Here is a 26,307-nt window from a genome sequence, read left to right as displayed (position 1 = left end):
TCTTCAGTTTCTTCAATGGAGTAAAATGTTACTGTTACTATTCACATTGTCATCCTTTTTTATCCAAAATGGATAACTGAAAAAAAACTGCAATGCAATGGCTCCAGTAGTTGGATGCGCCAAGCCCCTGAAACACCCTCCCTGCGATTAACACCCATTTTTTGTTAATCCACTGCCCCCCCGGGTACTTCCCAGAGGTTATGTTTATGGCTATTTATTCAAAACGAACGTCCCGTTTCTCATCCGCCGACATAAGCGTCCGCAGGCACGCCTCCGTTACATTAAAAGAATCCTCGGCGCTGACCAAACAGCGCCCTTCTCCATTAATCTGCCGCACGAAGTCGGCGAAAGACATATGATTCATCAACCCAAATTACCTCAAGGGATAGATTAGATCCATATTATTGAACCTGTTATGCCTCGTGAAACAGTGTGCAAGACAAGTGCTAAAATTGTGCATTTTAAAGTAATTTGGGATGGTGTACATTGAAATAGAGAGTATGCTTAATGAAATGTAACGGAGGGGTCTTATGATGAAACCGTGTAAAACATTTTTTATCGCCGCTACCGTAAGCGCTATCATGATTGCAGGCTGTTCCAATGAGAAGCCAACACCGGGGAATACAGCCAGCACCACGGCTCCCAGCTTGGAGCCGGTCACGATCAAGATCAGCATGGATACAACGCTTGACGAAGATTTAATGACACAGATTCAAGAGCAATTGAAAAAAGATCATCCGAACATCACGGTAGAGTTCATCAAGGCGGTAAAGGGGACTACGCTGCAGGAGCTTATCATAGCCGGCCAGCCTCCGGATATTGTACTCACTTACAACGGTAAAATTGCTTCCTATCAGGACCTCGACATTTTATACGACATGACACCCTTATTGAAGCAGATGAACGTCGACCTGGGGCGCTTCGACCCCAGCATTCTGGAAGACTCCAAGATTGGAGCTGCGAATAACGAAATCTACGGGCTGCCGCTTAGTCTGAATTACCACGCGCTCTACTACAACAAGGACATCTTCGATAAATTCGGGGTGCCCTACCCGACCGACGGCATGACTTGGGATCAAGTGCTGCAGCTAGCCAAGAAGGTCACCGGTGTGGATTCAAGCGGTATGCAGATCCGTGGCTTCGATCCGGGCAACAGCGTCATCTGGGTATCCCAGCCGCTTGGCATCGCCGTAGTCGATCCGAAGACCGAAAAGGCTACCATGAATAATGATCAATGGAAAAAAGTATTTGAGATGGTGAAGTCGTTCTACTCCATTCCGGGGAACGAACCAAAGGGGACGCCGAAGGATTCATTCCTTAAGGATAAGCTACTTGCCATGTACACCGATCTCAGCATCATTAACGACCTGGAGCTCGCTGCTGCGAACGGCTTGAACTGGGATATGGTACAGTATCCGAGCTATCCGGAGAAGCCGAACATTTATGGCAACGCCAGTGTCAATATGCTGATGATTACAAAGACGAGCCAGCACAAGGAGCAGGCGCTTCAGGTTATCCAGACGGCGGTCTCGGATGCGGTGCAGCTGGAGAGCGCCCGGAAGGGCCGCGTCACGCCGCTGAAGGAACCAATGTTCAAGACCGAATTCGGTAAATCACGCGATGTGCTGAAAGGAAAAAATGTGCAGGGCATCTTTAAGAGCAAACCGGTGAAATATCCGGTGGCGTCCAAGTACCGCTCAAAGGCCGAGAGCATGGTTCGCGACAAATTCACCGAATACATGACGGGCAAGATCGATGTCAATACCGCGCTCTCCCGCCTCGATGAAGAGATTAACAAGATGATCCAGGGCAGCACTCAATGATCTTGAGCTTATACCTGATGAGTCCTTCGGTACGCTGAAGGGCTCATTTGCAATTTCTTCGAGAACAGCCGGCTTAAGTAATAGCCGTTCTCGTAGCCGCATTGATGCGCCACCTCTTCGATAGTCGCTCCGCCGGTAATGAGAAGAGTGCATGCCTTTTTCAGCCGTAGACCGGTCAGGTAATCGCTTGGGGTCATGCCTTGTGCAGATTGGAACCGGCGTGTGAACTGCACAGGAGTTAGTCCCAGCTCATCGGACAGCGCCTTCATGCTGAACGCCTCGTACGCCTTCTGCTCGATCAGACGGCATGCCCGCTCCATGAGAGGATCTCGGCGGACATCTTCCTTGGGCTCCGAATGAATGGACTCGGCATAATGCAAATAAAGAATGTCTTGCAGGTGCACCGCAATCCAGCTCAAATAGAAGGGATCCGGAGAACCGGCCAAGCTCTTCATCCGGAAGTAATTCGAAGCGAGCCTCCGTGTATCCTTGAACTTCACCTTCCCTACCGGTATCGATTCATGAGTATGCACAAGACCGCCCCCGCCGTCGACCCATTGGAACCGAATATAATAGAACGACAGCGGTGTAATGATATCCCGATAGAACGTGGTGCCAGGCGGGCATATAACGATGTCGCCGAACGATGCGATGCCTTCCTGATCACCGATCTCATAGTGAAAGGAGCCGTCCTCCACAGCAAATATGACCCATTCGTCATATATATCTTCTTTATAAGAAAACTGCTGCTTCTGAAACCAATATGTACACTGGCTCATGCGGGGATTCAGATTCCATAAACATTGCACGGGTGACCGGCCCTCCCTCAGGCGACTCGATAAATGAAATAATGTATTAAACATATATTAATACAGTCCATTTTAAAAGAAAAGAAATTCCTCTATATTGAAACTAAGGATAAATTTCAATAAGGATGTGGATCCCAGCATCATGCTTAATGTGACATGCTTCACCCTGAAAGAAACACCCGACGAGCTCGTCATTACGGCGGGCAGCTATGTCATGCACATCGTTAAAACGGGCTTCCGGTTCTCTTTCCACTCACCTGAACGATCTGTAATCGCAGCTGCACATCCAGACTCCGGCCTGCGGTTCTCTTCTCCAGACGGAGAAGAGCTTCATGACGCGGTGACCGCTTCGCACATATCAAGCGACGATACCCAGGTTCGCCTCCTTGTCTGCAACCGTCACGGCGATCAGGCGGAGGTACAGATCGAGCCCTCCCCTTGCTGCGTTAAGCTGCAGGTCTTTCCGCTGGCCGAAGGCCGGTATGCCATCGATGCGAGGACTGCTCCCCTCCAGCCTGTCTTCGGCCTTGGCGACCATGGAGGCTACGGGGACAATGCGAATCTGTTCGGCTTTTCTGACGATGCCTTCTGTAATGCAAGCGACGGCAAGCGCTTCGTCTCGAATTTTGCCGTCTTCCCGGCCGCCGGCTTCGCACAGGTGCTGTTCGAGGACGGTGTGAAACGTGTCCGGATCCACGAAACGGAGAATGCCTTGGGTGCGGCCGGAGTGCGCGAGGTGGGTGGTTTATATTATTTTATCGGCACGATGCAGGAGATTTACCGGGATTACAAGCATGCCCGCCTTCGTGAGGGATACGCGGACGCGAAGCCAAAGATCGACTTTTTCGAGCTTGGGTATGAGGCGTTCGGCTCTTTGGGATGGAATACGTACCAGCAATCGGTGTTGGACGATCTTCAAGCTTTTCTCGACCGGGGCTACCGGCTGCGCTGGAGCGTTATCGGCTCGGGTTTCTGGAAGGGCGACCGGAAGGTGAATGAACAGGGAGCGACAACGAGCTTCGGGATCTGGGATGAGCAGCGGCAAGAGGGCCGGACCGACGGTCTCCCAAATCCCAGGTACCCTGACCAGAAGGCGCTAAAGGCGTGGTTCCGCTCGCGCGGACTGAAGCTCATCCTCGGTCTGCGCATTAGCTTCAAGGCGCTGCGCGAGCATGGGGGACATTATGAGCCCGAGCATGACGGCCCTTATGTGCTGGAAGGCTTGGAACGAGGTTATTTCGTCTCCGATGCCGAGGGGAAGCCTCTGACCTTCCGGGTTGTATTCCCTAAAGGCGCGGTCTATCTGCTCGACGCCCGCAAGCCTGAGGCGGTCACATGGTACCTGGCACTGGCCGGATTGTGGGAGGCGGACGGCTTCAAGGAGGATACGATGCTGAAGGATGGGCTCGTCCTCCGCAACGATGCCAAGTGCAACGGAACGAATGTGAAGAAGATGGAGGCCGGCTATCTCACAATGGTACGCAACAGCGCTTATTCCGTACCCGGCGACATTCTGCGTCTGGAGGACACGATGTACGGCTTCGATCAGGACCGTCCGGCTCTGAACGGCTTGAATTACGCAGCGAGCGGCGCCCCGAACGTCTATCCGGATATTGTGGCGGGCAAATACATGAATGCTCCGCTGACGGAGGATCAGAAGCTGTATTTTGTCCGGAATGCGATGTTCGCAGCCGTGTTCCCGGCGATGTCCGTAGGGCTTGGTCCTTGGAAGCTGAACGATCAGGCCTATGAAGCGGTGGTGAAGAAGGCGTGCGACTTCCATTCCTCTTTGGTGCCTTATTTGTACAGCGCGGCACAGGAGAGCTATGCTACGGGCTACCCGCACACGATGACGCCTCTGCCGATTGCTTACCCGGAGGATAGTAATACGTACGCCTTGGCTAACAAAAGGACGAAGCAGTACGAATGGATGCTCGGCCCTTCCCTATTGGCGACGCCGGCTTATGGGAGCGATTATGCCGAGGTTACGACGCGGGATGTGTATTTGCCCGAAGGCACCTGGATCGATTATGAGACCGGGCAAATGTACGAAGGTCCTGCCGTGCTGCCCGATTACGCTCTGCCGCTGGATAAGCTTCCGGTGTGGATCGGCGGCAAGGGTGTGCTCGTCGTCCGAGATTTATCGGACGAACGGCTCTTTGCGGAGGTATATCCGGTAGCCGGGAACGGGTCCGTCTACCTCTTCCGCTACCCCGACGGCCAACGAACCTCCCTGATTACGAATGACAATGAGGGCTGGAATCCGGAGACGCTGGAAGTTATTGAGGCTGGTTCCGGCTTGAGGACCGACTTCGCTTTCATGCCGATCACCGGCGCGATCCGGTTCCCAATCCTTGAGGGGGTCGACTACCGGCTAGTTGGAGGGGCTTAAATTCGCTATACGATAGAAAGTCAGACTGAAATAGGCTCAAACCTTCCGGATACCCTGGAATAGTTGAATAGAGGCGGAATTTTAAAGGGGATTTCGCCTCTAATAAGTGGAAAAAAACCGTCGATAAAGTTCTCTACGGCGCTCGTTGCGGAGCTGAGCGTAGAATGATTGGATTGACCTAGCATACTTGGGTGAAATTCAGAAGGGCACCGTTATCAAGGAGTTGGAGTGCATAAGTATGTTGAAAGCGATGCGGTATACGGTTTTTTCAATAATCCGCTGTTGTGAACTGCTCCTTGATTATTATGTTATCATACCCGTTAGCGAAATGATCCGCTTTCGTCGGGCAAGGCTCTCACTTTTTTTGCGTTATAGATGCGGCAATGGCAAATGAAACTTACGATATTCGCCAAAGAAAGTATGACTAATAATAATAGAAAAGATGGCATCATCATCCATATTCCGATCCAAGGCAGAACCCTCCCGCCCCCGATGAAAGACAAAATTGGCGGTAGAAACAAAAGAACCAGTACAGGGATTAAAGTAAGTACTGAAGTAAAGATCAGCTTCCGGCGAAATGCAATAAGCCGTTTCTTGCTCTTTTTCAACCGATAGATCGAAAACCCTTTCCAGAAGATCGTGCTCATTAACAGCAGAATCATAATAGCTTCCATGTTCCGATTGTTCATGATGGAAATTTCGGTTTTTCCTTCATCCATGATTTGTGCAATTCCGCGCGTAAACGTGGAATAATCAACGAAGGCATTCAAACCTGTATCGAACATCATGGTAATCCCAAGCTTCTTCTCCAAATATACGGTTTCTTCAGCCTTGTAACTCCATAATATTCCTGAGTGGGAGATTGTCCGGCCCCAAACGTTATCAGAGGATGCAAGCCACCCCATGCCGTATGAGCTATGTTGCCCGGGAGCATGGTACTGTTCCATGAGACTCGGGGAGAGAAGCCGGGATATATACTGCGCACGCATCCATTTTGCCATATCCTCGGCAGTGGATATCACGCCGGCCGGACCATCTATAAACCATGACGGTTCTGCTGTACTTATAGGCTTGCCTAACAGCAAATAATGTCCCTGCGGTATCATTGAATTCTCATTGATTTGCTGCGTGGTGCTGACACTATAGGTGTCATTCATTCCTAGTGGTTCGAAGATACGGTCATGGAGATATTCAGAAAACCGCTGCCCGCTGACCTGTTCAACAAGTAATGCTAAAAATTGGTAGTTTGGATTGTGATATCTGTATGTTTCACCTGGATCATTAGCAAGTACAACAAGCTCCAAAGATTTTTTTATCTCTTGTAATGATTGAAATTGATCGGATTTCGTCATGTCCGGATTCACTTTATCGTTAAGGCCGCTTGTCTGATTGAGCATGTACCGAACCGTGATCCGATCGATGCGATCGTCCGCGGCGGTGATGTCGGGAAAGTAGGAAATGAACGGAGCGTCAAGGTCGATCAATCCCTTATCCACGAGCTGCAATACCGCAAGCGCCGTCATGGATTTGCTCAATGATGCAATTGGTAAGGGAGTCGTGGCGGTTATTTTTTCTCCATTGGAATATGCACCGTAGCCTTGCGTATAAAATGCATCTTCCCCATACGCGATTGATAAAGATGCACCGGAAATATGGTTGACTGCCATGTTTTTCTTAACAAACTCATCAATTTCTGTCACAATCTCTGTTTTGCTTTTGATATCAGCAGCGGCAGAGGGTAATGCGGAAATAAACAGAGTCAGAAGCGAGCAGATTAAGAAAATGGGCAATATTTTGCGAGCAATAGTCATATTAGCACTCCTTATCATGTAATATGGAGATGCTAACCCATAACTTTCAACTATTTATCAACACTGCATAAAAAGCTTGCGGTTACTTTTCCACCGTTATGGAATCCGTTTGCTACTTGTAGTTCGCCTTGATGCTTTTCGCAGAGAACCTTGCAAATGTAAAGCCCTAACCCCTGGTGCTCGTTCGCTTCCGGCATCTCTCCACGATAAAAAGGGAGAATCGCCTTCTGCAAGTCATCATAGGAAAACCCGGGGCCGTCATCCGTGACCGTTATAGTAAATACGCCGCTGGCAACATGGTATTCGGCTTTCAGCTCATTGGTAGCATAGCGAGCCCCGTTTGCCACTATATTTTCAAAAACCTGCATGACGAGATCCGTGTCGACTGACAGCAATGTGGAATCGGCAGTTCTGTTTGAGTCAAATGTTTTGCCGCTTTGGTCTACGATCTTGCTAGCGGTGTTATCCAGTAAGGCGATAAATGGGTCTGATTCAATCATCTGTTTGTTTATCGGCATATCATCCAGCTTCTGGATCGAGTTCATGGCTTCTACATAACGCTCCATACGCAAAATATGGGTTTGCATCGTTTTGATCGTGTCCAGAAGCTTTTCCTCGGAGATTCTGTTCTCCGGCAGATAGGTAGTTACAAAATCGCAATATCCTTTCATGATTGAAAGCGGCGTTCTCAAGTCATGAGCAAAAATGGCATTGAGCTGATTGCGTTCCTCTACCGAGCGCCAAAGGGCTTTGAAGTTGCCTTCCAGTTGACTGCGCATCTTTTCAAATGCACGGCACAGCTCGCTCATTTCATCACTGCTATCATAGGTAACATGAAATCCCAAATCATTTGCCGAGATTTTCTCCGATGCACTCATTAAGATTTCCAAAGGCTTTTTCAATTTTAGCTTATAAAAGAGGCTGCCCATAAGAACTAATCCGATTCCGATCGTCAACAGCATCGCGATAATCTGAGCGTATAGAACCCAATCGTTTCCGGAAGGATGGTTGGCAAAGCGTTGTCGAATCTGATCGGACCATTCGAATTCGAACACAATTGCGGTTAAAACAACGACCAAATATACGCAATTCAATGCGATGAAGGATTGCAGAATGGTCATATTCTTCAGTCGAAGACGGCTTATTATTTTCGCCATTTATATCCTACACCCCAGACGGTTTCTACCTTGTTTTCGTAACCATGCTCTTTCATTTTGGATCGAATGCGTCTTATATGCTCAGCTATTACGGAGCTGTCACCCTCTCCCTCCGTCCCCCATATTCGCTCATAAATACGTTCTTTATCAAAAACCATACCAGGATGTGAAGATAGAAGCTCTATGATATCAAACTCTTTTTTTGCCAAATTAATTTGTATATTGTTACAATAAAGCGCTCGCTCCGTATAATCTATGGCCAGATCATCATTGAATCTAACGGTAGATTTCTTTTGATTTCGCATTTCTCTTCGTAAATGTGCATCCACTCTGGCGCCTAGCTCATGAATGCTGAACGGCTTTTGAATATAATCATCTCCGCCAGCTTGAAAACCGGATATGATATCTGCATCTTCTATACGAGCGGTAAGAAATAGGATTGGACAAGACACGAAACTCCGTATCTTCTTGCATAATTCAAGACCGTTAACCTCGGGCATATTGATATCCAGCAGAATAATGTCCGGTTGCATTTCTACTAGCCGCAACGCTTCATTGCCGTTCTTAGCTGTCAATACGAGATACCCATTAACTTCAAAATAATCCGCCAGCAGTTTTCGAAGGTCTTCTTCATCGTCAGTTATCAATATCTTTTTCATCACACTTCACCATCCTGTGTCACAATGAGACCTTTGTTTTTTCATCATCGGCGGTTTCAGTTGTTCCGCATGGACTAATGCGGAAGCTTCAAAGCAGCTCAATCGGATGAGCCGGCATGCCAAGCCTTTAGCATCTCTTGAGCTTTATGCGGATCGTCCATGAGCAGAGTCCGATACTCCTGCATCTTGTTAAGGGTGTCCAGCATTTGGTTATATTCTTCCTTCTTGCTTTCGATCTCCTTTTTCTTGCGGCGAATCCAATCTATAATCTGCAGGTTAGTGTGCGCATTGGCGTCGTGGTCCTGCAGAAATTCCTTCAGTTCAGCCAGCGAACAGCCAATGGACTGGAACTTCTTGATGAGCTTCAACCGCTCGACAGCCTCTTCCGAATAGTTGCGGTAATTGTTGCTTTCACGCCGGACATGTCGTTCATTCAGCAAGCCTTCCTTTTCATAAAAGCGGATCGTATGGATCGTTAATCCCATCTTGTCCGCCAGTTCCTGAATTTTCATAATCATTTCTCCTTTGGATCGCTTGCCCTAGAGTTTACTTCATAGTTTATGCTTAACATGTTCAAGCAGTCAACCCATGAAGGAGGATATCATTATGCATGTTTTTGTTACAGGAGCAACAGGGTATGTCGGTTCCGCGGTCGTCCGGGAACTGATCGGCGCGGGACATACAGTGACGGGTCTTTGCCGTTCTGAAGAGAAAGCCGCGGGATTAAAGGCGGCGGGAGCCGAAGCGCTGTACGGCGCGTTGAACGATCTAGATACGCTGCGCAGCGCAGCCGCGGCCGCGGACGGCGTGATTCATCTGGCGTTCACCAACGATTTTTCCGACTTTGAAGGTGCGCTGGCTCTGGATTTGCGGGCCGTTGAAGTCATGGGGGCGGCGCTCGAAGGCTCCGGGAAGCCGCTTATTACCACGGCTCACGCAAATGGACAAGCCGTGGATCATGCAGTGCTCGCAATGGCGGAGCGGGATATTCGGACATCGATCGTCTTGCTTGCACCGTCCGTGCACGGCGAAGGCGATAAGGGCTTTGTACCCATGATGATCGATATCGCCCGGGCGAAGGGCTTCGCCGCCTACATTGGCGACGGAACGAACCGTTGGCCGGCGGTTCACCGCCTGGATGCGGCGGCTCTGTACCGTCTGGCGCTGGAATCCGCCCCGGCGGGCTCACGGCTGCTTGGCGCCGGCGATGAAGGCATTCCGCTTCGCGAGATCGCCGCGGTCATCGGGCGGCAATTGAACGTGCCGGCGGTCAGCATAACACCTGAAGAAGCTGCCGCCCATTTCGGCTTTCTTGGCACCATTGCGGCATTCGACATCACCAGCTTGTACAACACTAAGCAAGCGAGTCTGACTACACGGGAGCTTCTGGGCTGGAAACCGATGCAGCGCGGATTGATCGCCGATCTCGAAGAAGGGCATTATTTTGCATAAAAAAGAATGTACGAAGTGAGCTGGTTACGTGCCCTTAACCTACCGTAAGGGGTACCGCCAACATTTTTACGAAAATATACACTAAGCCCTTCAATTGCGTCCAACTTGTCGTTTTTCCTTACTCTAGGCTCAAATGACATGATCACCCGACAAACTGAATTAGACAGACTTGTAAATAAAGCAGTGACGGACTAGGAACTCGAAAGACCTAGACTGCCGCTGCTTTTATTGTGCTAACGTACCCGTTAGCTTAGCGCCAATAGAGTTGGATATCTTCTATTAAACCATCATACATTTCTTTCAATTTTTTTATGATCGACGGAGAGATTTTGGCCTTTGCAACCGAACAATATAAAAATAGACGGGTTCTATATCTTTATCACTTCCCTGTTTGCCTTGAGAGTTTGCCGCATATGGTGTCAGCATGACACCTTAGTTATAAGAAAAAGGAGGTTTTTCATAAAGTTGAAGAAATTATCTGTCTTGTTGTCTATAACTGCTTGTGCTATAGGGGTTACCGTCGCTGCCCCGTCCGTTTCTGCATCGACTCTTGGGTATGGTATACAAAGCGAACACGTTCTTGATTTGCAGGAGCGTCTGAGCAGTCTCGGATATTTTAATGCCGGATTAACCGGCTATTACGGATCTGTTACGACGGATTCGGTTTCGAAATTCCAACGCTCGTACGGTCTTCCGGTTAATGGAAAGGCTGATTCTAAAACGCTTGACAAGCTTAAGCAGGTTGCATCTCCAAAGCAAGATTCATTAGAACAAATGGCACGCATCATTTATTCGGAGGCCCGCGGTGAATCATTTCAAGGCCAGGTTGCGGTTGGTGCAATTATTCTCAACCGCGTGCAGTCCAATCTATTCCCAGATTCCATTCCGGAAGTCATTTTTCAGCACGGTCAATTTTCCTCCATCCGCGACGGACAGTATTGGCTGCAGCCAAATCAATCCGCATATGATGCCGCCCGTGCGGCCTTGAACGGATCGGACCCAACTAACGGCGCTCTTTTTTACTACAACCCGGCGATCGCTACAGCTTCGTGGAGTTTGGTCCGGCCTCAAAAAATTACCATTGGAAATCACGTATTTACGCTTTAATACGTTTCCCGTTTTTCCTTCATAGACATCATACGCAGACTGTTTTCTTTCCGGCAATACCAAGTTCCATACCCTCTCAGGCAACCTATCAGGGAGCAGACAAGCTAACGGCTCTTCTGTTTTCTTTTTATCGGACACTTAGCTAGAGGTGAAGTTTTTTACAAGATTTGTTCCAGCTTTTATTGAACATTTCTGCCCGTTAGTGTAACGAAGGCAGCCGTACGGCTGCCTTCATGTCTTTATTGAGCACTCGTCCCCCGTTAACGCAATTTCAGGGATTCTTGAACATATTTCATGGCTTCGATATACTCTTTTTTCCCAGCACGTTTGGACATTTCTTCGTAATCTAGTTCTTCTAGCCGTTGATGTATCCACCATATATTATTGAGAGGATCGCGAACACGTCCAACTCGTTCGCCGAAGGCAAGATTCGTCATTTGAGTGACCGCAGTCGCCCCTGCCTGTAAAGCTTTCTCGAATACAGCATCGCCATCTTCCACGTATAGTCGAAGGAAGCCTGGTGTATCCGGCCACTCTTCTTTCGCATCAAACATCATAATGACCGCATTGCCGATCCGAATCTCTGCATGTCCCACTGAACCATCTTCAGTATAGATCCGAGCGATCTCCTCCCCATCGAACGCTCTTTTTATAAAATCAAGCAGTTGAGCAGAGTTTCTTGAGATCATCCATGGTGTGACGGTTGTATATCCCTTGGGAATCGGATTTATTGATTCATTCGTCTTTGTCATCCTGTATAAGCTCCTTTACTTCACTTTATTTTCTTTACAAGCTTTATAATAAACGTATAACACTGACAACCTCGTGTCAGTGTTAAAAGATAGGTTAAAATTATTCTGCCCGTTACTTCAATAAAACAAGGAGCGGCTGCCACCAGGCAAACCACTCCTTGTTGCATTAAGCTAGAGTACCCGTTAGCTTAATGTGACGAACCCATTAATAGTAATCGAAGCCAAGTTATAAAATTCAGTTTATTCCATCCTGTAACGCTATACCTTCACCAACCAAACGAATCTTTTTTCGAAAGCTATTCTTGGTGAGTTGTTTCCGTCTTTTTCTTTTTATTTAATTTCTATTTTTTCAGTTACATACCACTGCATCTCTACAAATTTTGGCGGAAAAGCAGCAGGGACTATCCATTCATAGTTCCCCGTGTCCATTAATATACCTAGTAACGTTTTGTTCGTATTATCATTTTGTAGAACATACCTATCACTTGCTACTGCCTGCATTCCGTTTTCTATGAGGTCTAACGCTTCAACAAACTTATATGGTTTTCCAACCAAATTCGGTTTCATTATTATTGCTGAATCTGTTTTTCTAGTTTCAGATTCACACGAATCCCAAACTTCTTCAAACTCAAACCCGGTTAAACCTTGCTCAATTACTAAATCTCGAAACTTGTCTGTTACAAAAATCCGTCCATTAAATTGTGGAATTTTAAACAAGGTTTCTTCTTTTACAAGTTCCTCTTGAAATGCATATTTTTTAATTTCTGTTACAACCTTATATTCTGGATGAATTTCGACAATAGCTCGAGAAAAATCGAGAAATTCGAACATATTGATAACATTTATCAGGTATAAGTCTTCACTACTATACTCAAGCGGTAAATATTCTACTTTGTTTTGGATAAAGGGGGCTAATACATCGATAATTTTTTTATTGAAAATTGGATAAGGGCTTAAGGGCTACCTAATGTTGTGAAATCATATAATTGAACTCTATCATTTATCAATTCAACAGGGAATGGAATCCAATTCTCTTTCATGGATTTGCCAACAAATCCGTTTTTCAAATGCTTTCTATAGTCATTCATATCTGTAAAAGTATATATTTCTTCTTTGTATCCAAGCCTCCATACGCGCATTGCATTACCTCCAACTGATATGTACTATATAGACGCTTTCCTTATTGTTTGTTTGACCTGGTTGTTTCATTAAGCTATTGTTTCTTGTTGAGTAGGTCCAAGCGAATATTAAACAATTCGGTAGCTTTCATCCCCACACGCTCACAATTTCACCTCAGCGCCCGTGAACATTACATTTTCCCATTTTACCATAGTATCCTGCCAGCTAAGTGAAAAAAAGCAGCCGATCTTCTTGGCCGGCTGCCCCCGTGTCTTTATTACGCTATTGTACCCGTTAGCTGAACGAACCGATCGACTAAGGTTCCCCGTATAAAAGGCAAGAGAACCGCGTGGCAAGTTTCATTCCTTTTGCTATGCGTAATTATTCGCCAGCAGCGAAGCTGTCGATCGCTGAAAGCGGGAGATGGTCAGTAATGATGCGGCTGTAATACGCCAGCCGTACGATACCTCGCTCATCAATCAAAAATTCGGCAGGTATCCGGTTGAAGTTCGAACCTTCCTCCGGAGTAAGAGCAAAGCCGGCAGCGGCCGCCTCAGTGACGAACGACTTCGTGTTCACATCGGTCATTGTCGCGTGTACTTTCTCTTCGGATGTCTCGACACCGTACAAATCGTATAAGTGCGCTTTCGGGTCGGCGATGAGCGGGAACGGAGCCTTTTGATTGCCCACATATGTCCGCATATTCGCTTCCGGTGATTCGAAGACTGCGACAACGTCGATGCCTTGGCGTTGCCAATCCGGATATCGACCGATAAAATGATGCACACGCAAATTACAAACGGCACAGGCAGAGAAACGTAAAAAGGCGAGCAGTACTTTGCGACCGCGATAACTTTCAAGCGAAATGGGATTGCCAAAGAGATCGACGGTACGGAACGCTGGGGCAATCATGCCCTGCTGAAGATGGCGAATCATCGGTAGATTCCTCCTGTACAAGGGAAAATGATTTACTTTTCCACTATATCAGGAAGAGCGGCACCGCTTCTGTGACCTAGTCACCAATTAGCGTTTCCAATTCATTGCGGTGGGTGATCCGTACCCAACCTCGTCCCGTCTCTACCCACCCATTCCGCTGATAACGTCGCAGCGTACGGCTCACGACTTCACGGGCGGTCCCGATCTCAGCGGCAAGCTCATTATGCGTCAATCGCAGCAGAGGCTGCCTATCCGAAGTGGAAATCAGCAGTGCTTCTGCCAGCCGCATGTCCAGCGGTTTATTCTGCCTCGTTTGGAGTTGTTCGCCCATACGCATAATGCCGTCAAGGAGGCTGCCAAACACGGTTCTACGGATCGGCTCGTATTCCTGCACCCAGCGGAGGAAGCTTAGTTTGGATACGAACAAAGCCTCGACCTCCGTCTCGGCCTCAATGGCGGCGGGATAGTCACGCCCACTCAGTCCACTTAGCACGAGGAGAGCGCAAATTTCGCCGGGGATAAGTTTATTGACGACCCGCTCGCTCCCATCCTCCCCGATTTGGCTGATGCGGGCGCTGCCGCTTAGCAAAAACATGCCGTAGGACGTGGCTTCCTCCCTCTGAAAGAGACGTGACTTGGCTTTGAATCTACGCACTTCCGGCTGTGCATCCGCCCAATCCTCGGGGCAAACAGCCCGCAAATACGGTAAAACTTCCAACACCCGCTTATCCGCGACGATTGAAGTCATACTCCGTTCCCATCCTTATAATTTGTCTTCTTCATAAATTTAATTTTCCCAAATCTATTCCTCGTGGTGCTCTTGTTTCTCCACAGTAATGTTGTAAATTATACCATAGTTACCACACTACTGCCCGTTAGCTTAATGAAAATGGAGCAGCTTCCCGCTGGAAAACTGCTCCCTGGTTCGTTTCACTAACGTACCCGTTAGCTTAATGAAGGGCGAATGCCCAATGCGTGAAAATGGTATTTCTGTTTTACCTTGTATCTTTATTATCTTTAGACTTTCGAGCAAACAGCATTGCGTTAAACTGCCCTTTTGTTGAGCTGTGGCTTCAAAAAATACCGCTACATATCTAAAAGTAACGACGGTAGAGTTCTCGTCGGCGTTTTCCTCGCAGCTGGGCGTAAATTTGAGTGGTTGATGCTTTTTCATGACCCAACATGCCTTGAATAAAGTCTAATGGCGCTCCGTTATCAAGGAGCTGGCATGCATAGGTATGACGAAAGCGATGTGGATATACATTTGCTTTGAGCACTCCCCGATCAGCAAGCCGTTTTAATGCCAACCTCATCGTCGGAATAGCCATCCGTCTTATAGGGTTTGTATCGGTTACAAATAGTGCCTTACAGGAGTCCTCGCGGCTCGAGAGATACTTCTTTAACCAAACTTTACACTCGGTTGTAAAGTAGACCTCTCTTTGTTTTGAGCCCTTACCATTTACAATTGCTGAGCAGTTCTCCCAATTCATGTCTTCGATATTTAACTTCTCCACTTCTCCAACCCGGCAGCCGGTGCTATAGAGAAACTCTAATAGAGCCCTTTCTCTCAGAGACAGGCAAGAGATTTTCAAGTGAATGACATCCTCCTCGATCAAAAACTTAGGAATACGCTTGTCCATTTTGGGTTCGCGTAACTTAAAAGAAGGATTTGATATTACGTGTGTTTCTTCATATGCAAAGCGGAATAGGGAACGAACAAAACGAATACGATATCCCAAGCTGCTGGACTTCAACCGATCGGACTGCTTTGCCAAGTATTCCTTTAGCAAGTTCAACGTAACCTCAGAAATATCTAAGTCTCCAAGTTCTCTTATAAGCATCTTGAGCTGTAGGGCGTAGGCTTTCAATGTACTCTGACTAAAACCTTGGATTCGTTTATCTGTTTCATACAGCCGCCATAACTCACTTAAAATCATAGATAAAACCTCCCATAAGAGCTATTAAATCTAGTTTGCTTCTTACGGAAGGTTTTAGACTAACTTTATTAAACTACCGTACCCGTTAGTTCAATAGTCTTATGTTTTAATTTAGAGTCGCTGCTTATAGTTGTGAGGCTTGCCGAACACCTAATGCAGTGACGTCCCGACGGCTTAGGGGCTGGATGTGGTCACTCGCTTCTCAGAGTGACCCGGAGCGTCAATATGGTGTTAGCCGAAGGAAGTTCTGGAAGCAGCCATTGCATTTAAGGCGTTCTCAAAATAGCTATATACTTCATCTGCAATTCCCAGAAACTCTTCAACAAGTACATTACTATCCAAGTAACAAGCATACAGATAATCAACTAAAGCGGAGTCAATCTCACAATAATTTAATATGGCATTCTTCATCTTAATAATGTCATCTTGCCATACACCTGTATCTTCTAAAACCAAAGAGTATAATGCACGAATTAATCTCTTAGAGTAACCTTTAATATATCTAGTTTTCATTGTGTTATCACTAGCATTAGAAAGTAAACTATGTATACGATCTACTTCCTCCTTGGTCTCTGTATTTAAGTCTAAAATGAACTCTGGAGAAATAATTATCGGTGGTACTTTTTCACCAACGTCATGACCATATATGCAAACACAAATTATCTTTACCCAAAACCCCCACTCATTTGGTTTACTTAATACATCGTCAATCGAGCAAATTATCGTATCAATCTTAGTTACTACTGGATATTCTTCCAAAAGCCTGTCTTTAATATTTGACAATCTTTCGTAATCAATATCTTTGGGATTTACACATACAATAGTAAAGTCTGCATCTGACTTAAAAGGTTTAGCAGTTCCTTTTGGAATCGAGCCACACATATAAATGCTATGAATCTTACCTTTAAATTCGGTAAGTATATTATCGATATACTTATCAACAAAATCCTTATATTCACTTTGTATTACAATTCTATTTATAACTTTTTCTAATATCATATAGACTCCTCCTAAACTAAGAACTTCTTTCGGCTAACGTCTTTTTTTCGAACTTCGTAAATTCGTCATGACTTAAGTTATTCACGAAATCATTCAACTATCCTGCCCGTTAGCGTAACGCGGCTGCCGATATGCCGGCAGCCGCGTCTTAGTTATTTATTAAACTATCGTACACGTTAGCATAATGACCTCGTTTTATATACTTTTTCAGTAAACGATCATTAGAATATATAATGTTGTTTACCTCGATAATTTGCCATTATCAGGGTTATCGCGAGCAATGATTGCAGTACTCCTGTCTCCGGTAATAAAAGAAAATCGTAGCGATCCCTAACGCAATCCCCCAAATAGGCATAAGCAGCAGCGGGGTTGTTGCTCCCCAATTATCAAAATCGGAGCTCCATAAAAATTGGAAGAAGACTTGAATACCGGAAACGGTTAACAGGATGGAGACAAATCCGGCAGGAACGACAGCTGCTGCGGCAGGGACGCGCTTCCCGGCCCAAAACGGAAACCCCCGAGGAAAAGTCTCCCCCCATGGCTTTATAAGTCCATGCGTTAGAATGGCTCCGCCAATCGATACCAGGGAAAGGCCCGCTCCAGCCCAAACTGCACCTGAATCCTGAAGGCTTTGATATAATTCCTTTGTTATCCCAAGAGGAATTCCCAGCAACCAGGCAATGCGGGTGACATCATAATAAGCAGGTGAAAAGATCGCAACATAGGTCACCCACCTTCCCCAGCGCTCCGTGGATCTCGAAACCATCCAACGGCTCGCATCGCCTTTACGCCCGCAATAGGCGCAAGAGTTACAGGTTTGACGTTGGAAGGACAACGCTGTCGCCGCCCAAAGCAACCCGCCGATCAGGCAAATATATTGGTTTATCACCGGCCATGTGAAGAAATCGATATAGTGGAGCGACTGACCGAAAAGAACCGCGATCAATGAAATGGGGGCATAAGCCACTCCAATGAGAGCGCGGGTATCCGGGATTGCGAAGCATAGAATCGTCGCAGCACTCCAAGCATAAAGCAGCAGAATTGTTCGGGTTATACCTCGCGTATTGAATTTGAACATGAACAGGGTTGTTGCACCAAGGAAACTTAGAATAGCAATGACCGGTCCTGCCGTTGAGGCTGTTACATGTCTAAAAGCCGAATATTGCGCAATAGGATCGTTTAACAAACCTAATGGAAAACCTGAGCCGCCTAACGTCCAATAGAACCCCAGTGCACCATAGAAGAGACTCCAAACAATCGCTGCGTAACGTGCCCATTCCGGCCAGCGCCTCCACCAGCGCAACGCCGAGGGTTTCGAGCGAGTCGTTGTTGCATGGGATACGTCACTCCAATTTATTGGTTTCATATAGATCACAACTCCTTATACAACGTTAGCTTTAGTATAAGGAGCGTAAGTAAACATGAAGTAAACGGAAGCTCAACTTCACCCTAACTTTGCGCCGCTAGCAGTCTGATCGAAAGTGTTGTCCCTTCGCTCGGCTTGCTGTGGACGACTAAATGTCCGTCATGGGCTTCTATCAATTTATTGGCAATGGATAATCCCAAGCCTGAACGTGCGGAGGATGTTTCATCGTTTAGACCACGCATCTCGCCAAATCCGACCCCATTATCTTCGATCTGAATCTCCGTCGTCCGATCATGACGCTGCGAGATTCGAACCGCAATCTTGGTACCCTCAGGATTATGGACGACGGCATTGACGAGCAGATTGCGGATAGCTCGCGTCATCAGCTTCGGATCGCAAGTTACCCAAATGCGATCTGGCTCTGGATTCATCGTGAATAGATAACCGGTCGCCCAAGGTGCGCTGCTAACATCCGCTACCGTTCTGCGCACGAGTTCCACGATATCCGTTTTCTCGACTTTTAGAGGAATTTGTCCATGAGGCGTTTCATTAAGATCTTGTACCAGTTCTTGCAGATGAACCGCTTTCTGATGAATGATAGAAAGAAATTCCTTTTGTTCCTCTACACTCCACCGATACTCCGAATTCATCAACATGGCGGAATATCCGGATATGTAGGTTAGCGGCGTTTTTAAATCGTGTGATATCCCCCGAATCCATTCTCGTTTCACTTGTTCCGACTCTTGAAGCGCCTCCTCGTTTCGTCGAAGCGTACTCGAAAGCATCCGTAAATGCTCAAACAATTCCTTGTAGACCGCATACGGTAATTTCAACATTCCTCTTTTGCGAGAGTGGATCTCATTCCAGCGATGGGGAGCGTCATATTGTCCGCTTGCCAGAAGTCTGATCCAAACCATCATGAAATACACCGGCTTCCCGAGATACCAACCTATAAGGAGCAAGGTCAGAAGAAAAAGCAGGGCGCACAAGGTCACCACAAAGATTTCGTAATGAGCCGAACGATTCCCGGACAATAACTGTGGCCAAAACAACCAGGCCGTAACGATCGCTATCGTTTGAATACAAACGATCAAAACAAAAAAAGCCGTCAGGAGCTGCAGCGCTATGCGAAGCATCAAGTTCACGGAATTAACCTCCTGTGGGCGGAACGAACTTGTATCCGATTCCTCGCAATGTGACGATCAGTTTGGGACAGGTTGGATCTACTTCAAGCTTCTTTCGGAGTCTGGAAATATGGATCACAACCGTTTTTTCATCTCCTTGCACCATGGTGCCCCAAACTTGCTCATATAGTTGCTGAGCAGTGAACACCCGGTTCGGATGTTTGCAAAAATAAAGCAGCAGTTCAAGTTCCTTGGCCGGACAAGGCGTATCCACATTGCCCACGATAAGCTGTCCGGTCGTCCGATTTAGGGTAAACGCATCATACCGGTACACATTCTCCACGCTTACGACATCAGATGCATACAAAGCGCTTCGTCTCAAATGAGCTTGGATCCGCGCAACAACTTCTAGCGGGTTAAACGGTTTGGTTACATAATCGTCTCCGCCTAAGAATAGCCCCTGCAGCTTATCCATATCGCTGGATCGGGCAGTTAGAAACAAAATAGGGGTTGTAATGGTTTTGCGTATTTCCGTGCACAGGGAAAATCCATCCATATCCGGCAGCATGACATCCAGAACGATCATGTCAAAACGTGTCGTTCTCACGGCCATAAGTGCCTCTGCGGCAGAACCGGCTTTCGTAATCCGGGTGTATCCTTCTTTACGAAAAAGATTCTCAAGCATAATTAGAATGCCTGCCTCGTCGTCGACCACTAATATCGATTCATTCCGCACTCCGACATCTCCTTATTTCAGTTCAAAATTTGGAAATCGAATATAATCGCACTAACAAATAACGCCGTGAGCAATATAATCAGGCATACATAAAGGATAGCAGATCGCCGCAGGAAAGGGTGCAAAAATGTGGTTTCTTTCGCATAGTTCCATGCCGCCATACCCGCCAGTATGCCCATGACGATAAACCACGGCTCGTAAACTAGAAGATCCCATAGAACTAATCTACGGACATCAAGCTCGATCCAGCCGGAGATTTGGATGGTAATGATCCCTGCCAGATGGAGGATTTTGGTGACGATCCCACTGACTCCGTGAGCAATCGCGAAGGCGCAGCCAATGAGCATGGGGACCAATAAGAGAAGAGGATGGACGTCTTTTCCACTAATCAACGGCATCCATGACGGAACGGTTCTCCCCCATGGCTTAACGAGTCCTAACAAGTAGAAGCCGGCGATCATGACTACGACACCGGCGATATAACTTGCCATTTGAAAACCTTCGGGTTCGGCGAGTCTGCCCGGCAGCCCGATCGATCCGCCCGCAGCTTGATAGAATCGAACGAAAACCGCATAGATAACCGCCCAGAAGCACCCAACGTAGCTGGGCCAAACCTTTATGTTGATTTTGCTCATATTCCAGGCCACCTCTTTCAATCCATTTTTAAAAAGCCGTTACAAGTCCGAACGGGTGTAACGGCCCGTTCTAATCCGATAAGACAAGGCTGACATGCTGATCGTAATTCCCCAAGCGATAAATCCTCCGTAAACAGGGAGCAGCACCCAGGGGTCAAACTCCGGCATATCAGTCAAGCGAATGGTGCCGACAGTCAGTTTGTAGAAGGTTGCGAGGCAGATACTTATAAAGAATGTTCCGCCCAAGCCCGCCGGTACGAGAAGCATCCAGCGCGGGATCCTGTGTCCCCAATCTTGGACCAGAGCAACCGCAAGAGTAGAAGCGATGAGAGCCAACACAGCGGTTATGTCGATGCCCTTGGCGTATAGAAATGCGCTAACCGGATCTGCGCTTTTCATAGAGGCGTGCAGTTCCGCGATTCCTTCCTCCGAAACGAGAATGACGACTCCATTCGCCCAAAGCGTCTTTATTACCGCGTATGGAAGTAAGGCAACAGATGCTGCAAATCCCCATTTCTTTGACAACCACCATGTTCTCTTCTTGGTCATGGCCAATCACCTCCAGTTCTATCGTTTCCTTATTTTACGAAATGCAGGTAAACAGGAGGTAAACGGAAGTTCAACTTCAGCCTAACTTTGCCCTGATGTTCGGTCTAATTAAAATCACAGATGGCAACTTTCACATTAAACTGCCAGTTACTTCAATAACATCAAAGAAGAGCTGACCTCGCGGCAGCTCCACACTATCGAACCTTTTAGTTTAATAAAAAATTGTTTTTCAGTTTATCAAGAGAAACAAACGATTCAGCAATTATTTGTACTTGTTCTTCCGACAAATTTCTGTAATCATCCAGGATGAAATACATTCCGTTCATTTGGAATCTAAAGAATCTGTTTTTTGGTAAATAGTCCTTACCATTAATCCATTCTCCAGTTACCCCATTAGCTAACGTGACTTTCTTAATTTGTTCATCCTTAACCTCATCCCAAATCTTCTTGCGTTGTTCTAACGTCATGTATTTGTATTGAAGAATAAGTTTATTATCCCGAACTTCCAAATTGGTAAGTGGATTATCTTCAACGGCTAATTTAGGCAGGTAAACATTCTCTAGGCCTTCTTTTTCCACAAGTTCTGATATTTGTGTTAACTGTTCATTCGTATATTTTATGGCCTCTAGTTTCACAGATTGACTTGGACTTTGAGTATTTGTCGGAGAAAGATACGATGGTTTATTGTTGTTTTTAACTTGTGCTGGGTCTGCCGGTGCCTGAGTGTTTTTCTCTACGTTATCCTTCGAACACCCACTTAAGATTAACACTCCAATAAATACAACAGGAATAATAATTTTTTTTAGTTTATCCATTTGCGGAACCTCTTTATATCGTTCGTTATAAATATTTGACTAAAAATAGATATTAAATGTTGCATTCCAATTATTAAATAAATACTGCCCGTCACTAGCAATAAAGCTGCCGTTCAACACAGCAGCTTTGTCATGATGATAATTATTGAGTTATCGTACCCGTTAGTTCAGTCATCTTTTAATATATATGATTGAGAATCTTGATTATTTCTGCATAACCCATTACTCTTGAACCCTATTGAATAGATATCTGTTTACCTCCCCATAGAAATTTAGGCAGGGCAGCCCGTTGTTGTAAACTCCTAAGAATATGTATATTATTGGAATATAGATGCGTACCACATGCACATACAAGGAATTATAACTATTTCTTTAAGCCTTTGTTAGTTGTTGGTTTAACGTACATTGTAGGCTTTATTACTAGTCCTATCAATAATTATAATTTTAAGCTTAGGAGTGATCTACCTGAAAATTTGGTTACTAGACTATCATCCTTCATTTAATTCTTTGGACTTTAATGATTATGAAGACTATAGAAAAGTAAATGACTTGCTTTCCCAAAAGCAGCCTCTTGCTAAAGAATGGTCAGCCGTGAACGTAAAAATTGTTGATAAAGGCAGACCATCCGACATATTAGGTAGGTTTAATGGTGCTTTGGCTGTTAGTAGTGCAACCAAAGAAATATTGCTTCGACATAATATTGACAATATTGAGTTCTTGCCGCTTAGAACAGATTTCTCGGAAGAGAAATACTATCTTCTTCATGTACTGAACATCTTGGATTGCATTGATCCAATCAATTCCAAAATCATAAGGTATATCAAAGATGATATAGCCGAGTATGATGAATACTCCTTATCATTGGTTGAAGAAAATCTTTTGAATCAACCAATGTTTAGAATGAAATTACCTAATCGAAATACATTATTGTCCTATGTTTATGTATCCGACCAATTAATGCAGGTATTAAGAGGATCTATTCAAGGATTTCAGTTCATTGATATCTGGGACTCCGAAGTTTCGTGGAGACAGGCAGAGGAGAAATATGAACGGATGTGTCAGCAGATCGATTTGTCTCTATCACAGACATTTGATTTCAACACTGCTCAAGATTACGTAACAAAAAATGTTGGTAAACTGGTGTACTCCGGAAAGTGGTCTATTAAAGCAGATAAACAAGGCGAAATTTTATTAGGCACTTTAAAAATCGACGGGGAGTATGATTGGATTACACCATTATACTATCCACCAGTCATATTGAGTCTAACTTGGGGGATAAAAGAAAAGAAACGGATGCCCCTATTATCAAAATTCTTAAGGTTTTGAACGACAGCACCTTCTTAATTTCCGTCCTCCGTACATAAAAATATGTTTTTAGTATATACAATTATTAAACAGTGGCAGTCGTGGAATAAAAAAAATTCCTAGGCTGCCATTAGTTTATTAAATAATCGTACCCGTTAGCGTAACACGGCTGCCGATCTATGCCGGCAGCCGTGTCTTAGTTGCTTATTATAATATCGTACTCGTTAGTTCAATGAACTCAGCTTCTATAAAGCTACAAATAAGGTAGTAACCTTTTAACCTCAGGATGCCCTTGCATCTCTTTGATGGGCATCCATTTTAATTCCTGTAGTTCCTGGGCGTCATCTGATAACTCAGGGTCCGAACCTAATCGAGCGTTCCCACCAATGATTTCACCTAAGTATCAATGATAATTACCATTTATCCTCTCATTGAACAATTCGCAGACTTTTTTGGTAAGCTCGATTTCTAATCCCGTCTCTTCAAAAGTCTCCCTAATTGCACATTCTTCTGGCGTTTCCGATTGCTCGATTCTCCCACCAGGTAATGTCCAAAAGGTCTCACCTTTATATGTTTGGCGAACCATAAGAACTGAATCGTTGCTTATAATTGCTGCACAGCTTCTATTACCCATAATACCTCACCTCAATATGCATTTCCATAATTATACAACATAACATTATGTTATTGAAGATAACTCCAGTTACTTTAATAAACAAAAGAGGAGTTGCCGTGTAGCAATCCCTTCAACTATAGTACCCGTTAGTTTAATAGATTAATACGATGGATGTGTTATGAAACCATCAGTTCCCAAAGTTGCGTTATAACGCTCGGCAAATATTCCTGGGGATGTAAGACAACCGCCAATAATATGCTTAATAATATGGCTGCAATCCACAATAAACATTTGAATGACCTCGATTTGAAATTACGTGTGAATATTAGAAGCAATATAAAAAAAGTAATATTAAGAAATACTGTTGCAGGAATGCTCACAATTCTTCCAAGACCTGTATAAGGGAAGAATTCGACTAATAAAAACATGGTTACAACACTCGGAATCATGGCTAAAAAGAGAATCGTTACTGACTTCTTCATTTGGTGTTCTCCTAAGGTTCCAATACTTTGAAAACATTTGATTAAGATGTATTCACGAATCGATTTAACTATCCTGCCCGTTCCTCCTGCCGTGCCGCTAGCTTGGGCCCGGGTTGCAGACTGCTGTGGCTCAAAACGTCCGCCGTCCATACCGGCGATAATTCCCGTCTCCGCCGCTCCGGCGACTGCATACTGCGTCCAGGAAGAGATCGATTTGCGATCGGCGAACGCCGCAAGCGAGTGGCTCGACAAATTTCGTTTACCAGAAACAAGAGCAAACGATCTATCGATCATAACCGCCATCTTATGGCTCTACCATTTGGCAAACTGCTTGTCAGAGCCGATTGCATGATCGCGTTCCGGTCTTGTCGGTTAAGGTGATCTTAAAGCTGATATCATCGGCTTTGAGGTTGTTCTTATCTAGCAAATCCTGCAGCCCCGGAATGAACAACGCCAAATTGACCGCCACTTGATAGGCGTATAGGGTTTTAATCTCCAGCAGGTAGTCTTCATTTTTGCCCCCGAGGCCGAGCATTCTAAAGAGGGTATCTGGATTCCGTAATATTTGAGAGTGGTCAAATGAAATCGTTCCCTGTCTTGTTTCTCCCGGCTGCAGGCTGATCCTGTTGTTTTCCTCCGCTCTATTTACTCGAATTGTTCCATCGTGCCAACTGGCGACTTTCCACACTTTGGGCGGCCGCTTTTTTTTATTTTTACTCAATATCAATTTATAGAGCGATCACATTCACTATGAACATATATGCTCCTCATACGGATACGAACCGTTGCTGTGCCCCCGCCCGCATGGATCCTGCCAGCACAGAAGCTACCGCTTGTTTCCATCCCCCCATATACTGTTCTCTCTTTGCGGAATTCATAGTGGCAGATAAGTATTATAAGTGCTATCCAGAGAGGCGATCTCATCCAGCGAAGTCCCACAGCCCCACTCCCAAACCACCCATATAAGCAGAGCCTATTGCCGAGAGCTCCGCCACATTGGATTTTACTACACGTTGGTTTAAAAGATCTGCTTGAAACTGCATTAATAAAGGATTTTCTGAAGCTCCTCCATCCGTCCGGAGTTGGTGAAGCGCGATACCGGAAACGGATTGCATCAACTCCACTGCTCCTACCACCTGATATGCAATGCTCTCCAATGCAGCACGGACAATATGCGCTTTGGTCGTTCCGCGATTCATACCTTAAATAGCCGCTCTAGCGTCCGGATCCCAATAGGGAGCTCCAAGCCCGACAAATGCCGGAACCAGATACACCCCTTCGTTTTAACTCACACGCTGGAGTAGCTTGTCCATTTCCTCAAACATGGAAAAAAGCCCCAAGCTATCTCTGACCCATTTGATGCAGTCTCCTTTCTTGAGCAGATTTTGGGCAACTCCAATTACTAGAACAGTTAAAGAAGCCGGAGAGGGGGGCTTTTCTTCCAATAAGTCTTGTCAACCGACACCGACACACACATCTGTGGCGGATCTGCTTTAAGTACATTTGCACAAAGATGAGACGAATCTTAACAACAATCTGTCGGATTCTTAACTGCTAGATATCTTGCCAAGCATAAACTTAAAGGTCCGACGTCAGCTTTTGAGACGGCCGGGCCTTTTTGAGCTTTTTTGCGGAAACTCAGATAGCCACCCAGCTAAGTGAAAAAGGCAGCCGATCTTCTTGGCCGGCTGCCCCCCGTGTCTGTATTACGCTATTGTACCCGTTA

27 protein-coding genes and 1 pseudogene are annotated in these 26,307 nt (G+C 45.8%); 5 read left to right on the top strand and 23 right to left on the bottom strand.

From position 1 onward, the window contains the following. Window positions 1-214: 214 nt before the first annotated feature. Window positions 215-364 (bottom strand): hypothetical protein, encoded by a 150-nt coding sequence (locus DVH26_RS10540; RefSeq protein WP_239633643.1) that lies wholly within the window; start codon window positions 362-364, stop codon window positions 215-217. Window positions 365-530: 166 nt separating this feature from the next. On the opposite strand from DVH26_RS10540, the gene DVH26_RS10535 reads away from it, so the two are divergent. Further along, window positions 531-1,823, top strand: coding sequence for an ABC transporter substrate-binding protein (locus DVH26_RS10535; RefSeq protein WP_239633642.1), 1,293 nt, complete (start codon window positions 531-533; stop codon window positions 1,821-1,823). Window positions 1,824-1,831: 8 nt separating this feature from the next. Here DVH26_RS10535 and DVH26_RS10530 read toward each other — a convergent pair whose 3' ends face one another. Further along, window positions 1,832-2,632, bottom strand: a complete 801-nt coding sequence (locus DVH26_RS10530; protein WP_239633641.1) for an AraC family transcriptional regulator — start codon at window positions 2,630-2,632, stop codon at window positions 1,832-1,834. A gap of 142 nt (window positions 2,633-2,774) precedes the next feature. Here DVH26_RS10530 and DVH26_RS10525 point away from each other — a divergent pair, with 142 nt between their 5' ends. Next, window positions 2,775-5,024 carry a TIM-barrel domain-containing protein gene (locus tag DVH26_RS10525; RefSeq protein WP_239633640.1) on the top strand — a complete coding sequence of 750 codons (2,250 nt, stop codon included), beginning with the start codon at window positions 2,775-2,777 and terminating at the stop codon, window positions 5,022-5,024. Window positions 5,025-5,344: 320 nt separating this feature from the next. On the opposite strand, the gene DVH26_RS10520 is transcribed toward DVH26_RS10525, so the two are convergent. The 4 genes from DVH26_RS10520 to DVH26_RS10505 all read right to left on the bottom strand — a co-directional run bounded on the left by DVH26_RS10520 (window position 5,345) and on the right by DVH26_RS10505 (window position 9,163). Beyond that, a complete protein-coding gene (locus DVH26_RS10520; protein WP_239633639.1) occupies window positions 5,345-6,835 on the bottom strand; it encodes a serine hydrolase domain-containing protein in 1,491 nt (496 codons plus the stop codon). Window positions 6,836-6,885: 50 nt separating this feature from the next. Next, window positions 6,886-7,992, bottom strand: a complete 1,107-nt coding sequence (locus DVH26_RS10515; RefSeq protein WP_239633638.1) for a HAMP domain-containing sensor histidine kinase — start codon at window positions 7,990-7,992, stop codon at window positions 6,886-6,888. Next, window positions 7,980-8,651 (bottom strand): response regulator transcription factor, encoded by a 672-nt coding sequence (locus DVH26_RS10510; protein WP_239633637.1) that lies wholly within the window; start codon window positions 8,649-8,651, stop codon window positions 7,980-7,982. The genes DVH26_RS10515 and DVH26_RS10510 overlap by 13 nt, the downstream gene beginning before the upstream one ends. A 98-nt stretch (window positions 8,652-8,749) precedes the next feature. Continuing rightward, window positions 8,750-9,163: a MerR family transcriptional regulator gene (locus DVH26_RS10505; RefSeq protein ID WP_239633636.1), complete on the bottom strand. Its 414-nt coding sequence runs from the start codon at window positions 9,161-9,163 to the stop codon at window positions 8,750-8,752. 94 nt (window positions 9,164-9,257) lie between these two features. Between DVH26_RS10505 and DVH26_RS10500 the strand changes: the two genes are divergently transcribed. Together DVH26_RS10500 and DVH26_RS10495 are read left to right on the top strand one after the other, a co-directional pair. Next, on the top strand, window positions 9,258-10,103 hold the full coding sequence (locus DVH26_RS10500) for an SDR family oxidoreductase (RefSeq protein ID WP_239633635.1): 846 nt from the start codon (window positions 9,258-9,260) through the stop codon (window positions 10,101-10,103). Between the two features lie 465 nt (window positions 10,104-10,568). Beyond that, on the top strand, window positions 10,569-11,210 hold the full coding sequence (locus DVH26_RS10495) for a cell wall hydrolase (RefSeq protein WP_239633634.1): 642 nt from the start codon (window positions 10,569-10,571) through the stop codon (window positions 11,208-11,210). A gap of 260 nt (window positions 11,211-11,470) precedes the next feature. Here DVH26_RS10495 and DVH26_RS10490 read toward each other — a convergent pair whose 3' ends face one another. From DVH26_RS10490 to DVH26_RS10430, 13 genes are all read right to left on the bottom strand, one after another. Then, a complete protein-coding gene (locus DVH26_RS10490; protein WP_239633633.1) occupies window positions 11,471-11,962 on the bottom strand; it encodes a VOC family protein in 492 nt (163 codons plus the stop codon). A 330-nt stretch (window positions 11,963-12,292) separates the two neighbouring features. Further along, window positions 12,293-12,793 carry an imm11 family protein gene (locus tag DVH26_RS10485; protein WP_239633632.1) on the bottom strand — a complete coding sequence of 167 codons (501 nt, stop codon included), beginning with the start codon at window positions 12,791-12,793 and terminating at the stop codon, window positions 12,293-12,295. 122 nt (window positions 12,794-12,915) lie between these two features. Then, window positions 12,916-13,101 carry a hypothetical protein gene (locus DVH26_RS10480; RefSeq protein ID WP_239633631.1) on the bottom strand — a complete coding sequence of 62 codons (186 nt, stop codon included), beginning with the start codon at window positions 13,099-13,101 and terminating at the stop codon, window positions 12,916-12,918. Window positions 13,102-13,462: 361 nt separating this feature from the next. Beyond that, window positions 13,463-14,017: a peroxiredoxin family protein gene (locus DVH26_RS10475; protein ID WP_239633630.1), complete on the bottom strand. Its 555-nt coding sequence runs from the start codon at window positions 14,015-14,017 to the stop codon at window positions 13,463-13,465. A 76-nt stretch (window positions 14,018-14,093) separates the two neighbouring features. Further along, window positions 14,094-14,765, bottom strand: coding sequence for a Crp/Fnr family transcriptional regulator (locus tag DVH26_RS10470; RefSeq protein ID WP_239633629.1), 672 nt, complete (start codon window positions 14,763-14,765; stop codon window positions 14,094-14,096). A 346-nt stretch (window positions 14,766-15,111) separates the two neighbouring features. Then, on the bottom strand, window positions 15,112-15,954 hold the full coding sequence (locus tag DVH26_RS10465) for a tyrosine-type recombinase/integrase (RefSeq protein ID WP_239633628.1): 843 nt from the start codon (window positions 15,952-15,954) through the stop codon (window positions 15,112-15,114). Window positions 15,955-16,185: 231 nt separating this feature from the next. Further along, a complete protein-coding gene (locus DVH26_RS10460; protein WP_054024997.1) occupies window positions 16,186-16,953 on the bottom strand; it encodes a nucleotidyltransferase domain-containing protein in 768 nt (255 codons plus the stop codon). Between the two features lie 268 nt (window positions 16,954-17,221). Then, window positions 17,222-18,319 carry a hypothetical protein gene (locus DVH26_RS10455; protein ID WP_239633627.1) on the bottom strand — a complete coding sequence of 366 codons (1,098 nt, stop codon included), beginning with the start codon at window positions 18,317-18,319 and terminating at the stop codon, window positions 17,222-17,224. Window positions 18,320-18,402: 83 nt separating this feature from the next. After that, entirely contained in the window at window positions 18,403-19,455 is a 1,053-nt protein-coding gene (locus DVH26_RS10450) for a sensor histidine kinase (RefSeq protein ID WP_239635334.1), read from the bottom strand. 13 nt (window positions 19,456-19,468) lie between these two features. Next, window positions 19,469-20,179 carry a response regulator transcription factor gene (locus DVH26_RS10445; protein ID WP_239633626.1) on the bottom strand — a complete coding sequence of 237 codons (711 nt, stop codon included), beginning with the start codon at window positions 20,177-20,179 and terminating at the stop codon, window positions 19,469-19,471. Window positions 20,180-20,196: 17 nt separating this feature from the next. Continuing rightward, the gene (locus DVH26_RS10440) at window positions 20,197-20,814 is read right to left on the bottom strand and encodes a DUF3995 domain-containing protein (protein ID WP_239633625.1); all 618 of its coding nucleotides are present in this window, start codon (window positions 20,812-20,814) and stop codon (window positions 20,197-20,199) included. A gap of 39 nt (window positions 20,815-20,853) precedes the next feature. Then, window positions 20,854-21,363, bottom strand: coding sequence for a hypothetical protein (locus DVH26_RS10435; RefSeq protein ID WP_239633624.1), 510 nt, complete (start codon window positions 21,361-21,363; stop codon window positions 20,854-20,856). Between the two features lie 206 nt (window positions 21,364-21,569). Further along, window positions 21,570-22,178 (bottom strand): hypothetical protein, encoded by a 609-nt coding sequence (locus DVH26_RS10430; protein ID WP_239633623.1) that lies wholly within the window; start codon window positions 22,176-22,178, stop codon window positions 21,570-21,572. A gap of 456 nt (window positions 22,179-22,634) precedes the next feature. Between DVH26_RS10430 and DVH26_RS10425 the strand changes: the two genes are divergently transcribed. Continuing rightward, entirely contained in the window at window positions 22,635-23,504 is an 870-nt protein-coding gene (locus tag DVH26_RS10425) for an imm11 family protein (RefSeq protein WP_239633622.1), read from the top strand. A gap of 382 nt (window positions 23,505-23,886) precedes the next feature. On the opposite strand, the gene DVH26_RS37270 is transcribed toward DVH26_RS10425, so the two are convergent. From DVH26_RS37270 to DVH26_RS10410, 4 genes and pseudogenes are all read right to left on the bottom strand, one after another. Continuing rightward, window positions 23,887-24,069 (bottom strand): NUDIX hydrolase, encoded by a 183-nt coding sequence (locus DVH26_RS37270; protein WP_481857602.1) that lies wholly within the window; start codon window positions 24,067-24,069, stop codon window positions 23,887-23,889. Between the two features lie 206 nt (window positions 24,070-24,275). Continuing rightward, complete coding sequence (locus DVH26_RS10420; protein ID WP_239633621.1) at window positions 24,276-24,875, bottom strand: S-layer homology domain-containing protein; 600 nt, start codon at window positions 24,873-24,875, stop codon at window positions 24,276-24,278. Window positions 24,876-24,915: 40 nt separating this feature from the next. Further along, window positions 24,916-25,269, bottom strand: a complete 354-nt coding sequence (locus DVH26_RS10415; protein WP_239633620.1) for a hypothetical protein — start codon at window positions 25,267-25,269, stop codon at window positions 24,916-24,918. A gap of 79 nt (window positions 25,270-25,348) precedes the next feature. Continuing rightward, window positions 25,349-25,951: pseudogene (locus DVH26_RS10410) on the bottom strand (FGGY-family carbohydrate kinase); the annotation flags it as partial. Window positions 25,952-26,307: the final 356 nt, after the last annotated feature.

This window comes from Paenibacillus sp. H1-7 (assembly GCF_022354825.1).
Lineage (GTDB): Bacteria > Bacillota > Bacilli > Paenibacillales > NBRC-103111 > Paenibacillus_S.
The sequence above is the reverse complement of the archived record's forward strand: the minus strand, read 5'-3'. Positions and strand labels throughout refer to the sequence as shown.